Annotated in this window: 15 protein-coding genes; 9 read left to right on the plus strand and 6 right to left on the minus strand. The window is 60.0% G+C overall.

The annotated features are described in order from the left end of the window. Positions 1-11 precede the first annotated feature (11 nt). From I2D41_RS01445 to I2D41_RS01465, 5 genes are all read right to left on the minus strand, one after another. Positions 12-1,808: an AAA family ATPase gene (locus tag I2D41_RS01445; RefSeq protein ID WP_195363305.1), complete on the minus strand. Its 1,797-nt coding sequence runs from the start codon at positions 1,806-1,808 to the stop codon at positions 12-14. Between the two features lie 204 nt (positions 1,809-2,012). Next, complete coding sequence (locus tag I2D41_RS01450) at positions 2,013-3,788, minus strand: VgrG-related protein (protein WP_195363306.1); 1,776 nt, start codon at positions 3,786-3,788, stop codon at positions 2,013-2,015. Positions 3,789-3,916: 128 nt separating this feature from the next. Then, positions 3,917-4,336 carry an HI0074 family nucleotidyltransferase substrate-binding subunit gene (locus tag I2D41_RS01455; RefSeq protein WP_138375172.1) on the minus strand — a complete coding sequence of 140 codons (420 nt, stop codon included), beginning with the start codon at positions 4,334-4,336 and terminating at the stop codon, positions 3,917-3,919. Beyond that, on the minus strand, positions 4,323-4,610 hold the full coding sequence (locus I2D41_RS01460; RefSeq protein WP_035138649.1) for a nucleotidyltransferase family protein: 288 nt from the start codon (positions 4,608-4,610) through the stop codon (positions 4,323-4,325). Before I2D41_RS01460 ends, I2D41_RS01455 begins: the two co-directional genes overlap by 14 nt. An 8-nt stretch (positions 4,611-4,618) precedes the next feature. Next, a complete protein-coding gene (locus I2D41_RS01465) occupies positions 4,619-5,050 on the minus strand; it encodes an RrF2 family transcriptional regulator (protein WP_055310594.1) in 432 nt (143 codons plus the stop codon). A 223-nt stretch (positions 5,051-5,273) separates the two neighbouring features. Here I2D41_RS01465 and sufC point away from each other — a divergent pair, with 223 nt between their 5' ends. Genes sufC through sufU form a run of 5 tightly spaced genes read left to right on the plus strand, consistent with a single transcriptional unit; the run spans position 5,274 to position 10,519 of the window. Further along, entirely contained in the window at positions 5,274-6,074 is an 801-nt protein-coding gene (gene sufC, locus I2D41_RS01470; RefSeq protein ID WP_006235561.1) for a Fe-S cluster assembly ATPase SufC, read from the plus strand. Positions 6,075-6,086: 12 nt separating this feature from the next. Then, complete coding sequence (sufB, locus tag I2D41_RS01475; RefSeq protein ID WP_195363307.1) at positions 6,087-7,499, plus strand: Fe-S cluster assembly protein SufB; 1,413 nt, start codon at positions 6,087-6,089, stop codon at positions 7,497-7,499. After that, positions 7,499-8,770: a SufB/SufD family protein gene (locus tag I2D41_RS01480; protein ID WP_195363308.1), complete on the plus strand. Its 1,272-nt coding sequence runs from the start codon at positions 7,499-7,501 to the stop codon at positions 8,768-8,770. Before sufB ends, I2D41_RS01480 begins: the two co-directional genes overlap by 1 nt. Beyond that, positions 8,767-10,092: an aminotransferase class V-fold PLP-dependent enzyme gene (locus I2D41_RS01485; protein ID WP_229042039.1), complete on the plus strand. Its 1,326-nt coding sequence runs from the start codon at positions 8,767-8,769 to the stop codon at positions 10,090-10,092. The genes I2D41_RS01480 and I2D41_RS01485 overlap by 4 nt, the downstream gene beginning before the upstream one ends. Then, on the plus strand, positions 10,085-10,519 hold the full coding sequence (gene sufU / locus I2D41_RS01490) for a Fe-S cluster assembly sulfur transfer protein SufU (protein WP_117735615.1): 435 nt from the start codon (positions 10,085-10,087) through the stop codon (positions 10,517-10,519). The genes I2D41_RS01485 and sufU overlap by 8 nt, the downstream gene beginning before the upstream one ends. A gap of 65 nt (positions 10,520-10,584) precedes the next feature. On the opposite strand, the gene I2D41_RS01495 is transcribed toward sufU, so the two are convergent. After that, positions 10,585-11,394, minus strand: a complete 810-nt coding sequence (locus tag I2D41_RS01495; RefSeq protein ID WP_195363309.1) for a transposase — start codon at positions 11,392-11,394, stop codon at positions 10,585-10,587. Between the two features lie 403 nt (positions 11,395-11,797). Here I2D41_RS01495 and I2D41_RS01500 point away from each other — a divergent pair, with 403 nt between their 5' ends. The 4 genes from I2D41_RS01500 to dinD all read left to right on the plus strand — a co-directional run bounded on the left by I2D41_RS01500 (position 11,798) and on the right by dinD (position 16,359). Beyond that, positions 11,798-12,532: an iron-sulfur cluster assembly scaffold protein gene (locus I2D41_RS01500; protein WP_006235554.1), complete on the plus strand. Its 735-nt coding sequence runs from the start codon at positions 11,798-11,800 to the stop codon at positions 12,530-12,532. 18 nt (positions 12,533-12,550) lie between these two features. Next, on the plus strand, positions 12,551-13,555 hold the full coding sequence (locus I2D41_RS01505; RefSeq protein WP_117640944.1) for a GGGtGRT protein: 1,005 nt from the start codon (positions 12,551-12,553) through the stop codon (positions 13,553-13,555). 256 nt (positions 13,556-13,811) lie between these two features. Continuing rightward, complete coding sequence (locus tag I2D41_RS01510) at positions 13,812-15,338, plus strand: FAD-dependent oxidoreductase (protein WP_195363310.1); 1,527 nt, start codon at positions 13,812-13,814, stop codon at positions 15,336-15,338. 160 nt (positions 15,339-15,498) lie between these two features. Further along, positions 15,499-16,359 (plus strand): DNA damage-inducible protein D, encoded by an 861-nt coding sequence (gene dinD / locus I2D41_RS01515; protein ID WP_195363311.1) that lies wholly within the window; start codon positions 15,499-15,501, stop codon positions 16,357-16,359. Positions 16,360-16,677: the final 318 nt, after the last annotated feature.

The raw sequence follows: 16,677 nt of genomic DNA on the forward strand, positions 1-16,677 counted from the left end.
TTCGCCCGCCGCTACAGTCGTTGGCACACCACGGATACACGCTGACCGTCAAAACCAAAGCCCCAACGCATGCGCCCGACGGCGGGGCGCGGCACGCGGATATCATCGATGCCGTCGCGCTCTATGTCGAGCAGTGCCTGAACCGCCAACAGTTCCAGGCCCAGGGCATCGACGCCAGGGTCGTACATCATGTTGATCGTTATCAGCGGTCGCTCATCGAGCATACCGATCGTATCGGCTATGTCGAACACGGCGCCCGTAGGAAAAAACTGGATGTCCCAGCGATCCGCGCCACACTTTCGCCTCGAAGCAGGATTGGCATAGCCCGGCAATCCAAAGCAGAGTCCTTGCAAGAGTAGGTGATATGGCAGCGGTGTATCTGGGTCGGTCGCACCGATTCCCGCATCTCCCAAGATGCGGCTTAGCGCCCGCCTCACGGTATCCTCGTTCCCATGGCACAGCCCGTCGCGAAACGCATCGACGTCCCGAATGTCTTCGGCAGCGCACTCAAACCACTCAACAATCACTAGACGCAAGGCCTGGCGAAGCTCGTTATTGGGCAATCGCAAAGCACGGAGGCAATCGCCATGCCCTGGCTCCTCAGTCATATCCGTCGTGAGAAAACCGGACAGATACAGCGCTGTCCACATGCCATCGTCAGGCGAGACATCTGGCTCTGCTGTGCCCAAACAAAGCGGAGCCTCAGCGCACCCATGGGCCTCGAGTAAATCAAACAAGACCGAAAGGCGGTCGAGATTCCACCCGGCAACTACCCTACTCAGGCAATCGGCATATCCATACAGATCAGCACGCACAGGCGCCGTGCAGCCTCGGCCCAGAAAACCGATCACACGCTCTGGACTCGAGCAATAGGCCCTGCCAAACCGATACCCCTCGAGCCATTCACGCGCATCATCCAGGTATTCCTCGCGCCCAGCATGATTCAAAAGAGCCTCGACCTCGGCATCCGAAAAACCGAACCATCGGTCACACCACGCCGACAGCGGCGTCGTCAGACAATACGAGCAGCAGTGCAAAGAAAGCGCCGCTACGGCAGGGCCGGGATACTCCCCCATCAGACACGTCAGCCGCAACGAATCGCGCGCAGTGACAATGGCGTCGAACAGCACGCGATCGAGCAGCTCCGCCGGACCGGCTACGGAAACGTCCCTCGCGCTCGCACGGCGAGACCACGCCGCATCGTACCCATCAACGAGCAATACAACCTGCCCATCGCAGGCCATCTCCAGCAGCTCAATGAGCACACCGAGCACCGAGTCAACCTCATCCTCGCTCGCCGCGCCACGCGCAACGCGTTCGATGTGACGTACCTTGTCTCGAGCTAAATCCGGAGCCTCCAAAAGCGCCAGCAGGCGAGCGCACTCGTCCGAAAGAGCATCGCGCACGACGTCGGCAACATCGGTGCCACGCCTCGCAGCGCCAGAAAAGTCCAGCGATATCACCGGATAGCAAGCGTACTCATCCCGATAGCGCCCGCCGTCCGCATCCCAAATCTGAGCATCGGCAAACAAAAGCTGACCAGCGCGACCGACCGCTGGACGCTCCAGAAAAGCCCTGAGCATCGACAGGTTCATGCTCTTGCCAAAACCCTCGGGTCGACAGCACACCACAACGGACGCGTCGCAGTCCAACACATCGGCAATAAACATGGTCTTGTCGACCAGCGTGCAGCAACCAAGAGCCTCCGCATAGTCGTGCATGCCAATGGGCAAAGCCGCATCGTCGGCACAGCCGATCAAACGCACGCCAAAGCCGGCAGTACAACCATTATTTGCCTGTTCAGACACCAAAACGTTCCCCCTAAATCGCAACACGATACCAATTGTAATGACCGCCTCGCGCGTACCGATGTCGCCGCGCGATCATATCGGGAAACGGTAGCAACAAGAGGCGTGAGGGGGCACAACTAATCGTTGTGCAACAAAATGGGGCCCGATGCAACTGCACCGGCCCCCATTGCGAATCTTTAGTTGTCGGGCAACCGAAAGGGACTACTCCTCGGAGTCGTTCTGCCCAGCAGCCTTCTTTTGCTGATCGAGCTTATGCTTGCCACTCACAATAGACGTGGCACCCAGCGTGGCCAAGCTTGCACTGGCAAGGCTCGCCATCACAATCAGATCGCCCGTCTTGGGCATATTGCCGCCAGATGACTTGGTTGTGGTGGTCGTAGTGGTCACCGTTTTGGAGTCATTTTGCTCCTGGACCTGGTTGTCGGTGTTGCCCTTACCGCCGTCCTCGCCCTGCTGCTTTCCGTCCTCGGTCTTGTCCTTGTTCTCGTCCTTCTTCTGAGCGGATTTGTCGCCCTTCTCATCAGAGCTAGGACCCTTATCGGATTCAGCCTTCTCGGAAGCCTTGTCCTTGGAGTCGCCCTTTGCGGCCTCGGTCTTTTCCGTGGAAACCTGATCAGAGTTGTCCTTGTTCTGAGTCGAGCCATTATTGACGCCAGCCATCAGCGAAGAGCCCAGCGTAGAACCAAGCTGCACGGAGAAAGAAGGCTTCTTGTCCGGCGAAGCAACGGGAGCGTCCGGCGCCTTATTCGAGTCGTCCTTGGAATCATCGGAATCAGGGACTGCGTCAGAGCCGGAGCCGTTGTTAGAGCCGGTGTCAACGGACGAATCGCTCGAGCCGGTGGATGAGTTAGAGGTGTCAGCGCCGGTCGAACCAGAAGCGTCGCTGTCCGTATTGCCGGCAGAGCTTGAAGGCGAATCGCCCGCAGCAGAGCCGTTCGAATCGGAGCCGTTCGAGGTAGAGCCGTCGTTGGTAGTGTCACCAGCAGAGCCATTACCGTCAGCATCGGTCGAGGGCGCATCCATCCTGTCATCGTTGACATCGTCACTCGAGCCGTCATTCGAATCAGGTGTCGGCGAGGGCGCCGGTGTGGGCTCGGGCTGCACGGGCGTCGCAGCGGCTGCCTCGTCCTCGGCGATATAAGCCAAGCAGTCCTTCAGCTCATTCTTATAACGATTCTTCCAGCCCTCATGATACTGGGGCTGGCTCGAATACTTGGTCGCCACGTTATTGACCACGCTGTTGGAGAGCGCCGTCACAAACTCGCGGTCGGACATATCATTGGAAAGATTCGCCCAGCGGAAAAAGTCCCTGCAGCCACCGGTGCCGCACATGTTGGTAATGCTCCACACCATGCCCTTGACGCAATCGGCGCGGCCCGAAATATCAATACCCAGGCCGCTCTTGAGCCACGCCTCGGTCACCGCATAGTACGAGTTGTACGCATACGCATCTTGAAGTGCTGAGAACTCAACAGGATCGGTGTTGTACGCACCTTGGAAGGCATCCTGCGCGATATGGCCCAGCTCGGTGAGCTGGCCGTTCTCGTACATGACATTACTCGTGTTGGAAATCTCGCTGCCGCGATCAATCGCATCCTTGAGCATGCTGTATTTTTCGGGGTTGTAGTTGTAGGCCTGCTTCATAAACGGAATGAGCGACCAACGACGGTCGAACTGGTAATAACCCAGCGCGTTATAGCCGTCACCGTACGAAAAGCCCTGGTTGTAGTTGCCATGGCTCTCGTACTTGGTAAAATACTTCATCTCGGGAGTCACGTTGACAAACGAAACGCCCTGGACCGACCTCAGTACGCCCGAGAAGGACTGCTGGGTGTAGAGACCCTTATCGATATCGGTGGCATCCGAGGCAACACCCGGCGTGGGCTCCTCGGCAGCAGCGGGTGCCGGCGCGGAAATGGCGCCAAACGAAAGCGCCAGCGTCAGGCCCGCGACAATCGCGGAATGCTTGGGCTGCATAAGATCCTCCCTGCATTGGTATAGTTAAAGTGCAGTTTGCAAAGATAGAAATAAGTATTGCAGCTCGCCCGTTGTTGCACAACAACCCCTCGGTAAACGGCAACAACCCTCCGCGAAATCTTAAGGAATTAAACAAACTGGTCGTCGGGCGCCATCAGAAGCTCGCCGTATCGCTCCATCAGCCCGTCCCTCAACTGACAGAAAGCGGGGATATAGACGTTCAAGATGCGCTGAATCAAGTCTTGAGCGAGCTTGTTGTCGTAGATATGGACGTTCGTATTGCGGTCTCTGAGCATATCTAGCCAGGCCGCCTCATCAATAAAGTCGTAGAATCGGTACGACTCCTTCAAGATGGCACGAGGAGACCCCGACGCGGCAAGCGTGGCGCCTTCATACTCGAGCAGACGCTTAAGGAGCTTCCAGCTCAGTTCAAATTGAAGATTGAACTTATTAATCAATCCACTCTGAACAAAATCATTGTTGAGATCCTGATTGGGCGCATCCTCAAGATTCGCCAAGGCGCTGGCAAAGTTCTCATATTTTTTCATACAGAATCACACCATCCCTGGCAATTTCATCGAGCAATTGCTGCGATAAGGGCTCATCGAGATTGACGACATCTACATCTAAAAGAGTATCAAGACGCTCCTCGATCAAATATGACAACCGGCCGAAATCCCGGCAACCTGCTACTGCGATGTCAATATCGCTCTTAGGCAAGTTGTCACCTCGAGCGCGGGAGCCAAACAGCACAACCTTCTCGGCGTCACACTCCCGAGCAAAAACTTCAATTTGCTTATACACCTTGTCGAGAGATGCCATTTGCAGCCCTACAGCTTAATGTCAAAGTTGATTTCGGGGACGGCGGCCAGGTCGGCCAACGTCACGCCGTCGACGTACTTTTCGATCACGTCGTCCAGGCCGCGCCAGAACTTGACGGTCGAGCAAAGATCGCTGCGAGTGCAGCTGTTGTCGATGCCATCGCACGCCACTGGAGCCGTGCTGCCCTCGACGGCGCGCAGGATGTCGCCGGCACGCACCTCGGCCGGGTCCTTGGCCATCATGTAGCCGCCGCCCTTGCCGCGCACGCTCTTAAGCAGGCCCGCCTTCATAAGCGGACGAACCAGCTGCTCCAGATACTTTTGTGAGATATGCTCGCGGTCGGCAACCTCGCGCAGGGCAATCTTGCCCTCGGCGTCGCCCAGCGCCGCGATATAGATCATCAGCCGGAGGGCATAGCGGCCCTTGGAAGAAATGAGCATACCTACCCTCCCATCGCATCTGGGACAACATAACCAGGTTTGTTTGTCCCAAATCTTATGCACGCGGGGCAAACAAGCCTGATTATTATGTCCCACATCTAAAAAGTCGAGTGGATTAGTCGGGTTTTCCCTTGACTAACGCCGAACCCATAGTAACTTTATTCCGAGAAGATTCCTAGGGTTTAGTACACCTATGAGTACACCATATACAGAGAGGGACAGCATGAGCGCAAATCCGCTGCTTTCCATCGAAGGTCTGACCGCCTCCGTGGACGAGAAGACCATCCTCCACAACGTCAACCTCAACGTCGCCGCCGGCGAGACCCACGTTCTGATGGGACCCAACGGCGCCGGCAAGTCCACCCTCGGCCACCTGGTCATGGGCGACCCCGTTTACACGGTCAACGACGGCCGCATCGTCTTTGACGGCCAGGACATCACTGAACTCACCACCGACAAGCGCTCGCGCGCCGGCCTGTTTCTGAGCTTCCAGGCCCCGGTCGAGATTCCGGGCGTGCCGCTGTCGAGCTTTTTGCGCGCCAGCATCGCCGGCCGCCCCGGCCTGGAGATGAAAGGCAAGGAGTTCCGCCGTCGCGTCAAGGAGCTCGCGGCCGAGCTCAACATGGACACCGCCTACCTCAACCGCGAGCTGGGCGTGGGCTTCTCGGGCGGCGAGAAGAAGAAGGTCGAGATGCTCCAGCTCCTGTTGCTGCAGCCCAAGCTCGCCATCCTCGACGAGACCGACTCGGGCCTAGACGTCGACGCCCTGTCCACCGTCAGCCACGGCATGGACGCCTACCGCAAGAGCTGCGACGGCTCCATGCTCATCATCACACACAACACGCGCATCTTGGAGCACCTGGATGTCGACCGCGTCCACGTTATGGTCAAGGGCCACATCGTGCGCGAGGACGACGCCTCGCTCATCCCCTGGATCGACAAGAACGGTTTTGAGACCTTCGAGCGCGAGGCCGCCGAGCAGCGCGCCCAGGCCGAGGCCGCCGCTGCCGAGCAGCAGGCGTAAAGGGGCGACGCAATGACCAAGAACCGCACCGAGGTCGCGGACATCGACCGCAGCCTCTACGACTTCACCTATGGCGAGGAGGGATTCGAGCGCCTCGACGCCGGCATCACGCCCGACATCGTGCGCGAGATCAGCGCCAAAAAGGACGAGCCGCAGTGGATGCTCGACCTGCGCTTAAAGTCCCTCGAAATCTTCAACCGCTTCCCGGATCCGACGTGGGGCCCCTCCATCGAGGGCCTGGACATGGACAACATCGTCACCTACGTCAATCCCAACACCGACCAAAAGCACGACTGGCAGTCGGTGCCCGACGACATCAAGAACACCTTTGAGCGCCTAGGCATCCCCGAGGCCGAGCGTAGCTACCTGGCGGGTGTCGGCGCGCAGTACGACTCCGAGCTCGTCTACCACAACATGCAGGACACCGCGTCCAAGATGGGCATCGTCTACTCCGGTATTGAGGAAGCCCTGCACGATCCGCAGTGGGAACCGCTCATCCACGAGAAGTTTATGACACTCATCCCGCCCACCGACCACAAGTTTGCGGCCCTGCACGGCGCCGTATGGTCCGGCGGCTCGTTTGTCTACGTGCCCAAGGGCACCAAGCTCGATTTCCCGCTGCAGAGCTACTTCCGCCTCAACGCCAAGGGTGCCGGCCAGTTTGAGCACACGCTCATCATCGTCGAGGACGATGCCGACCTGCACTTTATCGAGGGTTGCTCCGCGCCCAAGTACAACGTTGCCAACCTCCACGCCGGCGCTGTGGAGCTCTTTGTGGGCAAACGCGCACACCTGCGCTACTCGACCATCGAGAACTGGTCCAAGAACATGTACAACCTCAACACCAAGCGCGCGCGCGTGGACGAGGACGGCGACATCGAGTGGATCAGCGGCTCCTTCGGCAGCCACGTGGGCTACCTCTACCCCATGAGCGTGCTCAACGGCCGCCGCGCCCGCTCGAGCTTTACCGGCATCACCTTTGCCGGCGCCGGTCAGAACCTCGACACCGGCTGCAAGGTCGTGCTCAACGCGCCCGAGACCTCGGCAACGGTCGAGACCAAGGGCATCTCCAAGAGCGGCGGCATCCAGACGTTCCGCAGCTCCATCGTGGCCACGCCCAAGGCCGAGGGCTCCAAGGCAACCGTGAGCTGCCAGTCGCTGATGCTCGACGACCAGAGCCGCTCCGACACTATTCCGGCCATGGACATCCGCGCCAAAAACGTCGACATCGGCCACGAGGCCACCATCGGCCGCATCGGCGACGACAAGGTGTTCTACCTGATGAGCCGCGGCATCTCGGAGGAAGAGGCCCGCACCATGATCGTCAACGGCTTTGCCAACCCGGTCTCCAAGGAGCTGCCGCTGGAGTACGCCGTCGAGATGAACAACCTGATCAAGCTCGAGATGGAAGGAGCGATCGGATAATGAAACAGACCACCAACACCGCTGCTACCACCCTTGAGCAGGTCAATGCGATGCCGGCTGCCACTTGGGGTTGGCTCAAGATGAACCAGACCAAGCTCGAACTCTCTAACGAGCTTGCCACCGCTCCCACCGAGGCCGTTGAGGTCGAGGGCTTGGACGAGCAGTTTACTGGCGTGGCAGACGCGTTCGAAGCCGCCATGGACGCCATGGCCGAGCGCTTCCCCGAGCGCCGCGCCTCCGCCCCCGGTGATGCAGCCGACCGCGCCCGCATCACGCCCGAGACCGAGCTCGACGTGCCCGCCACCTCCGTCTACCAGGCCGGCGCCATCAAGCTCGAAGAGGAGCTCTCCCCTGCTGAAGCCTTCGAGACCGGCATGGGCGAGGCTGCCTACGCCTACTTGACCGAGCACGCCACCAAGCGCATCGTCATCGATGTGCCCGCATACAAGCACGTCACGGTTACCGTGCGCGTGAGCGGTGTCGATGCCGCCGCGGCCATCGCCGCCATCGACGTCGTCGCCCGTCCCCAGTCGACGCTCGATCTGCTTATTGCCCTAGACTCCCCCGTTGCCGGCCAAGGCGTCGTGGGTTCCGTGCTACGCGTGTGCGCCCACGAGTACGCCACCGTCAACGCGACCTGCACGCAGACGCTCGACGATAGCTGGATCGCGCTCGACGACACCGGCCTGTTCCTGGACGAGGGCGCGCGCGTCAACGTGCAGCACAGCGTCCTGGGTGCCGGCGCCAGCGCCACCGGCCTTGCCGGCGACCTGCTGGGCGATACCGCCAAGGTCACCATCGATACTGACTACCTGGGCGCCCGCGAGCAGGTGCGCGACTTTAACTACGAGCTGCGCCACCGCGGTCGCAAGACCGAGTGCGAGATCGACGCCAACGGCGTACTGACCGGCACGTCCAAGAAGGTCTACCGCGGCACCATCGACCTCGTGCACGGCTGCAAGGGTGCAACCGGCACCGAGCGCGAGACGGTGCTTTTGGCCAACAAGGGCGTCGACAACAAGACCGTCCCCGTCATCCTGTGCGACGAGGACGACGTCGCCGGCAACCACGGAGCCACCATCGGCCACGTCCGCGACGAGCAGCTGTTCTACCTCGCCTGCCGTGGCCTTGACCAAAACGCCGCCGAAGACCTGTTCATCCGCGCCAAGCTGGAGGACGCCGCGCTTTCCGCGACCGACGAGCGCACCCGCGCCGCCGTCGTCCGCTTGGGCAACAACCTGATCGATAACTTTGAAGAGGAGCTCGCATGATCGACACCGAGCACGTTAAATGCGACACCTGTACCGCCCCCGAGCCCATGGAGCTCGACGCCAGCGACGAGGCTTCGCGCGGCTGGCCTACCGTAGATATCGAGACCAACCCCTACAAGGGCCAGTTCCCGCTGTTTCAGCAGCACCCCGAGATCGCCTTCCTCGATAGTGCCGCCACCGCGCAGCGCCCCGCCTGCGTGCTCGACGCCGAGCGCGACTTCTACCAGCGTATGAACGCCAACCCCCTACGCGGACTGTACTCGCTGTCCGTCGAGGCCACCGACGCCATCGCGAAGGTCCGCCAGCAGATCGCCGACCTCATCGGCGCTTCCCAGGCCAACGAGGTCGTCTTCACCCGCAACACGAGCGAGTCGCTCAACCTGGTCGCCAAGAGCTTTGCACCCACGGTGCTCGAGCCCGGTGACGAGGTCGTCATCACCATCATGGAGCACCACTCCAACCTAATCCCGTGGCAGCAGGTCTGCCGCGAAACCGGCGCCAAGCTCGTCTACCTCTACCCCACCAAGACCGGTCAACTCACCACCGAGGAGGTTCTGTCCAAGGTGGGCCCCAAGACCAAAATCTTGGCCGTGGGTCAGGTGTCTAACGTGCTGGGCGTCGAGAACCCGGTCAAGAATCTCGGCAAGCTCGTGCACAAGTACGGCGGCTATCTGGTCGTCGACGGCGCGCAGTCGCTGCCGCACATGCCGGTCGATGTGGCCGATCTGGGCGCCGACTTCTTTGCCTTTAGCGCGCACAAGGCCATGGGCCCCATGGGCATCGGCGTGCTGTGGGGCAAAATGGACCTGCTCAACGCCATGCCGCCCATGCTCACCGGCGGCGAGATGATCGACTCGGTCACCGAGCAGGACGCCGTCTGGGCGCCCGTTCCCGAGAAATTCGAGGCCGGCACGCAGGACGCCGCCGGCATCTTCGCCACGGGTGCGGCACTCGACTACCTGGTCAACACGGTGGGTTACGAGAACATCCAGGCCCGCGAGCAGGCACTCGTCCACTACCTGATGGGTGAGCTCATGCAGCTCGACTTTGTCCAGATCATCGGCTCCATCTATTGGGACAACCACCACGGCGTTGTGAGCTTTAACGTCAAGGGCATCCACCCGCACGACGTCGCGAGCATCATGGACATGGACGGCGTCTGCATCCGCGCCGGTCACCACTGCGCGCAGCCGCTGCTTACCTGGCTGGGCGTCGAGAACCTTGCCTGCTGCCGCGCCAGCGTGGCCTTCTACAACGACAAGGCCGACATCGACAAGTTCATCGCCGGCCTGCATCACGTTTGGAGCACGTTCAATGGGTAATCTGTACACCTCCACCACATTTATGGAGCACAACTCGCACCCCGACTATAAATACGAGATGGATGCTCCCACGCACGAGCACGACGGCATCAACCCCAGCTGCGGCGACGAGCTCACCTTGCAGCTGCGCGTCGAGAACGGCGTGATCGAGGAGGCCTCCTTTACCGGCCACGGCTGCGCCATCAGTCAGGCCAGCGCCGACATCATGGCCGACCTCATCACCGGCGAGACCGTCGAGGAAGCTCGCCGCCTAGCAGAGCTCTTCCTTGCCATGATCCGCGGCGAGCAGCTCTCCGAGGAGGACCTGGAAGACCTGGACGAAGCCGCCCAGCTCCAGGACATCTCGCACATGCCCGCCCGCGTCAAATGCGCCGAGCTCGCCTGGCGCACCCTCGACGGCATGCTCACGGGACAAAATAATCAGTAGAACTTGTCCCAAATCTTAAGATTTTTGTTGGCCGAATCGCTTGACAAGAGTGGTTCGGCCATTTTCTATTCCGAGAGCTCAGCCTGTGCCTTCACCCGCGCATAAGCGCGCACGATACGAGATACGGTACTCTTGCTGATTCCCGTATACCGTTCGACCTCGCGCACCGTGTAGCCGCCATCGTGCAGAGCGAAAATGATTCTGTCTCGCCGCGAGGGCGCAACGGTCTTGAGTTCGTTGAGCGGAACCCCGAGGCTCTTCGCCATCTTGTCGGCAAAGGCGTGGCGTTCCCACTCCGTCTCTTTCATATCGCACAGCGCTGGCTCACTGCCGTCGGGCGTCGAAAGCGAATAGGCAATAAAGCCCTCGGCAGAGCCAAAAAGCTCAAGCACACAAGAAGGATCAGAAAATCCCCTCGCGGCATCGGCCACATCACCGTCGTAAGCGCGTAGATGTTCCGGAAAGCTGCTCCAGGGATAACGCTCGATTAGGCTAACGCCCACCTCCTGCGGATCGGCGTGTACAGAGCGAATAGCCTCCATCACCTGCCAGTCGGTATCGAGCGAGCGCCGATCAAAACGGTTTTGGAACAGATGGCCTGTGCGCCCCGTGCGCTTATTGAACCGCCGCGCGTACGTCAAAAGCAGCCGGTGCATTGCCGCGCTCATCCTGTCCTCGTAATCTGCAAGCACCAAATGCACGTGATTGCCCATAAGGCACCAGGCGATAACCGTCACGCCCTCCTCGCGACAGCACTCGCGCATCAGCTCCAAAAACTCCCGCCGGTCGTCATCGCCCTCAAAGATGAGCCGCTTGCCCGTACCGCGGGCACAGACATGGTAAAAGCCGGTAACCGTTCTCCAAACGCGCTGCATGGCGCTCCCTTCACCGGGATCTGCTTGCCATCCAATACAGCACGATTGAAGCGAGCCATCAAAACATTCACGCAAAACAATACACTCGCGCGGCCAAAGGCAGTAATCAGGCGGCGAACGGCACCGTTGCAACAGGTCAACCCCTGCAACGCTTACAAGAGCTGACCAAAAGCTTGCCAAAGACGGACCCCCTCTACGGAAGTTCGCGACCACAGAACATAGCGTTAAACCGTTTCAATTAAAACTTCCGGACTTCTCGCTACGAAAACTGAGCCGTTCGCCGAATATTCCGTGCATTTCGCGGTATTATAGGGGCTGCATGTCATGTCCCTTTCGAAGGGTCGCCCGGCAATCGCCAGCCACGACCCCCAGACGGGACGCCAACACGATAGAGAGGAGAGGCATGCAGTACTCACAGGAAGTGGAGAACATGTGCCCCGTTGCCAAGGGTGCATACCACGGCCCCGCACCCATCCCCGAGGAGGGCAAGTGGGTCCAGGCTAAGGAGATTTCCGACATCTCCGGTCTTACGCACGGTGTGGGTTGGTGCGCACCTCAGCAGGGCGCCTGCAAGCTCACGCTGAACGTCAAGGACGGCATCATCGAGGAGGCCCTCGTTGAGACCATCGGCTGCTCGGGCATGACCCACTCTGCCGCCATGGCTTCCGAGATCCTTCCCGGTAAGACCATCCTCGAGGCCCTCAACACCGACCTCGTCTGCGACGCTATCAACGTTGCTATGCGCGAGATCTTCCTGCAAATCGTTTACGGCCGCAGCCAGACCGCGTTCTCCGAGGGCGGCCTGCCCGTGGGCGCCTCCCTCGACGACCTCGGCAAGGGCCTTCGCTCTCAGGTCGGCACCATGTTCGGCACCAAGGCCAAGGGCGCTCGTTACCTCGAGCTCGCTCAGGGCTACGTCACCCGCATGGCTCTCAACGACAAGAACGAGATCATCGCATTCGAGTTCCTGAACCTCGGCAAGTTCACCGACGCCGTCAAGGCCGGCAAGACCCCCGAGGAGGCCATCGCTGGCGCTATGGGCCACTATGGTCAGTGGGAGAACGCTGCCAAGTACATCGACCCGCGCACCGACGAGGAGACTCACTCCGTCGCCAGCGTGTTCCCGGTTCACGAGTAGAAAGGGAGGGAAATAACTATGACTGTTACGTTCGAAGGTTACGAGCGCCGCGCTGACAAGATCAACAAGTGCCTCGCCGACAACGGCATCGCCTCCCTCGAGGAAGCTCTGCAGATCTGCACCGACAAGGGCTTCAACCCGCGTGAGATCGTCAACAACACCCAGTCCATCGCCTTCCAGAACGCCGAGTGGGCCTACACCCTCGGTTGCGCTCTCGCTGTCAAGCGTGGCGCCAAGTCCGCTTCTGAGGCTGCCGCCATCATCGGCGAGGGCATCCAGGCCTTCACCGTTCCCGGCTCCGTCGCCGAGGACCGCAAGGTTGGTCTGGGCCACGGCAACCTGGGCGCTATGCTGCTCTCCGACGACACCGAGTGCTTCGCCTTCCTGGCCGGCCACGAGTCCTTCGCTGCCGCTGAGGGCGCTATCGGCCTGGCTCTGAACGCCAACAAGGCTCGCAAGAAGCCGCTGCGCGTTATCCTCAACGGTCTGGGCAAGGACGCCGCTCAGATCATCGCCCGCATCAACGGCTTCACCTATGTGAAGACCCAGTTCGACTACTACACGGGCGAGCTCAAGGTCGTCGAGACCATCCCCTACTCCGATGGTCCCCGCGCTGCCGTTAACTGCTACGGCTCCGACGACGTCCGCGAGGGCGTTGCCATCATGTGGCACGAGAACGTCGACATCTCGATCACCGGTAACTCCACCAACCCCACGCGCTTCCAGCACCCCGTCGCTGGCACCTACAAGAAGGAGCGCATCGAGGCTGGCAAGAAGTACTTCTCCGTCGCTTCTGGTGGCGGCACTGGCCGCACCCTGCACCCGGACAACATGGGCGCCGGCCCTGCCTCTTACGGCATGACCGACACCATGGGCCGTATGCACTCCGACGCCCAGTTCGCCGGTTCTTCCTCCGTGCCTGCGCACGTCGACATGATGGGTCTCATCGGCATGGGCAACAACCCCATGGTTGGTGCCACCGTCGCCTGCGCTGTCGCCGTCGAGGAGGCCCTCAAGGCCTAATCGCGCCCGCGCGATGCTCATATAGTTGAGCTTTGGAGCCGCTACCTTTCGAGGTAGCGGCTCTTTTTGTTTGCGCTGTCGCAGGGTAGCTAATGCCGATATATCAGTTGGGGCGAAATATAAGATGTGATGAGATGGAGCTTCAGAGCGCCCATGACGCCCACCTGCCATATTTGCCCTTTACCGATTTGCCGGGTCTTTGCGGCCCCATTGCCGATCACCCGTGCGACAATGCGCCGGACGAGAAAGGAATCCGATGGAATCGACTGATGTACTGGTAATTGGATCTGGCATTGCGGGCCTTTGTGCCGCCATCGAAGCGGCACGCACGGGTGCAACCGTCACTGTGGCAAGCGCCGGCAAGACCATGAGTGGATCGAGCTTCTTCCCGGGTACCTGGGGCCTCGGCCTCATCGGTCCCGTCGACGAAGACGACGAGCAGGACCTCATCGACACCATCCTGGCCGTCGGCGGCGGCGTTGCCGACCCCGAACTCGTCCAGACGTTCGTCCACGGCATTCCCCGGGCAATTACATGGCTCGAACGGGAGCTGGGTGTTGAACTCCAACGTCCGCAAAGTGCCGAGAGCGCCCAGCAAAAGCAATTTATCCCCTGCTTTGACCACAAGACGCGCATGTGGCGCGGCCTCACCCGCAAGCCCCTTGAGGACGCTCTGACGACCTGGATCGAGTCGCTCGGCATTCGCCTGCTCCCCCGCCATGAGCTTATCGACCTTGTTGAGGACACGAACGGCAGAATAACCGGAACCGTACTCTACGACCTTACCGAAAATCGAATCGTGCCCTTTGCTGCCAAGGCCACGGTCATCGCAGCCGGTGGCACAGGCGGCCTGTTCGAGCGCAGCCTTACGTCGGCTGATGTGCTCAGTTCCTCGCAGGCCATCGCGCTGGCGCACGGCGCAACACTTACTAATATAGAGTTCATGCAGATGATGCCCGGCTTCATCGAGCCCAGGCGTAACTTGGTCTTCAATGAGAAAACCTGGCGCTACGTGCACGTAGACCAGCCGGTAGATATTGCCGACGACAAGCTGGACGACCTGCTCGAGCAGCGCTCTGGATATGGTCCCTTCACGTCACGCTTGGCCTCCCGCGCTATCGATCTTGCCATCGATCAGGCAGGCGCCGAAGGCCTGGCGCTCCGCTACGACTTCCCCCGCGAGGATGTCCCAGAGTTTGTGCAGACCTTTGCCACCTGGCTGCAAGACGAGCACGGCATCGCGCCGACCGACGAGATGCGCGTTGCGATGTATGCCCACGCCGCTAACGGCGGCATCAAGATCGATAAGACCGCGCACACGGGCGTTGAGGGCCTCTACGCTTGCGGCGAGGCGACAGGCGGCATGCACGGCGCCGACCGCATTGGTGGCTTGTCAAGCGCCAACGGCATCGTATTCGGACGCATCGCAGGCGCATCGGCAGCCCTTGCAGCACAGAAAGAGCCTGAGGCAGCGCTGAAGGCGGATAGCGCCCTCCCCCACTACGGCATCGCCGCAACAGATGCCGAACGCCTGACACACAGCCTTAGGCACACGATGAGCACCTTTTGCATGATCAACAGGACCGAAACAGGCCTATCCGAGGCCCTGCAACAGCTTGAAAGCCTGCAAGACAAGGCCATGGCGCTGAGCAAGCCGCATACCGATGACAGCGAGATCGCAGCCCTCGCCCGCCTACAGTCGCGGATTCGACTAGCACAGGAAATGGTCAAAGCCATGCGCAAGCGAACTGAAAGTCTCGGGTCGCACTATCGAGCGGATTAAACCGGACACCTATCTAAAGCAGAACACAACCAATCGATATCCATGGGCCCCGTGAGCTCGAAGCAGCACGGGCCCATTCGTGTCCGCACGGCAGCGTATCCTTATTCTGAATACAGAGTGGGCAAAGTCCGCATAGACAATAGACCAGCGAGGAGGAGATATGGACAGTAGAGATATCGAGAAGTGGCGTGTCGAACTTGATAGCTACGCCAATGTGGAAGACGGCGTTGAATATTGGCTCGCACGCGATTTAATGGAACCCATGGGGTACACTCGATGGGAGAACTTCGCCGAAGTTGTTAAGAGGGCAAAAGTCTCGTGCGAAACAAACAAAACTCCAGTTGATTCCCATTTTCGTGACACCATGAAAATGGTAACTGCCGGTGTCGCCGCTCGCGCGGTTAAAGACTACAAACTTACGCGCTACGCATGCTATTTAATCGCCCAAAACGGAGATCCAAACAAGCCGGAGATCGCGCTCGCGCAGGCATACTTTGCCGTCCAGACGCGCCGCCAAGAGCTCATAGAGCAGCGCTTCGCAGAGATTCAGCGCTTGCAGGCGCGCCACTCGCTATCCGATTCAAAGAAACAGCTCTCGGGTATTGCGTTCAAACGCGGCGTTGACTCCAAAGGATTCGCGATCATCAAGTCGAAGGGCGATGAAGCGTTATTCGGCGGCAGAAGCACGGCGGAAATGAAGCAGCAGCTCGGCGTACCCAAGAGCGCGGCATTGGCGGACAGGTTAGCCGATGTCCTCATCAAAGCAAAGGACCTTACGAACTCGATGACGGCCTTCAACGCCGAGGAACACGACCTGTACGGTCTGGACCAGATCAAGCAAGAGCACGTCGAGAACAACACAAGCGTGCGTGGCAGCCTCATCGACCGCGGAATTGTCCCCGAGAACCTACCGCCTGCCGAGGATACAAAAAAGCTCGAGCGTCGTGTGAAGGCAGACGAGAAGAAACTCAAGGAGGGTACTGACGGTTTTACCGATCCCCAGGGTAGGCTCGATCTGTGAAAGCAGCTGTGCACCGACGGGTTCGACCCCATGCGAGGTCAGCAAAAAAGACGGCCAACTTTCGTTGACCGTCTTAACTTGCTTTGGCGGGCCCTCAGGGGGTCAGCCTGCTGCGCAGGCGACCGCTGCGGCGCCAAGGCGCCTTGCGCACTGCGTTGGCAAATGCTTACGCATTTCCTCAGCTCCGCGCCCCGACGGGTTCGACCCCATGCGAGGTCAACAAAAAAGCGACCAGCCTGGGCCGGTCGCTTTAACAATCTTTGGGTGGGCCGTCAGGGGGTCGAACCCTGGACCTTGGGATTAAGAGTCCCCTGCTCT

The organism is Collinsella aerofaciens, from assembly GCF_015552075.1.
GTDB classification, from domain to species: Bacteria; Actinomycetota; Coriobacteriia; order Coriobacteriales; family Coriobacteriaceae; genus Collinsella; species Collinsella aerofaciens_Y.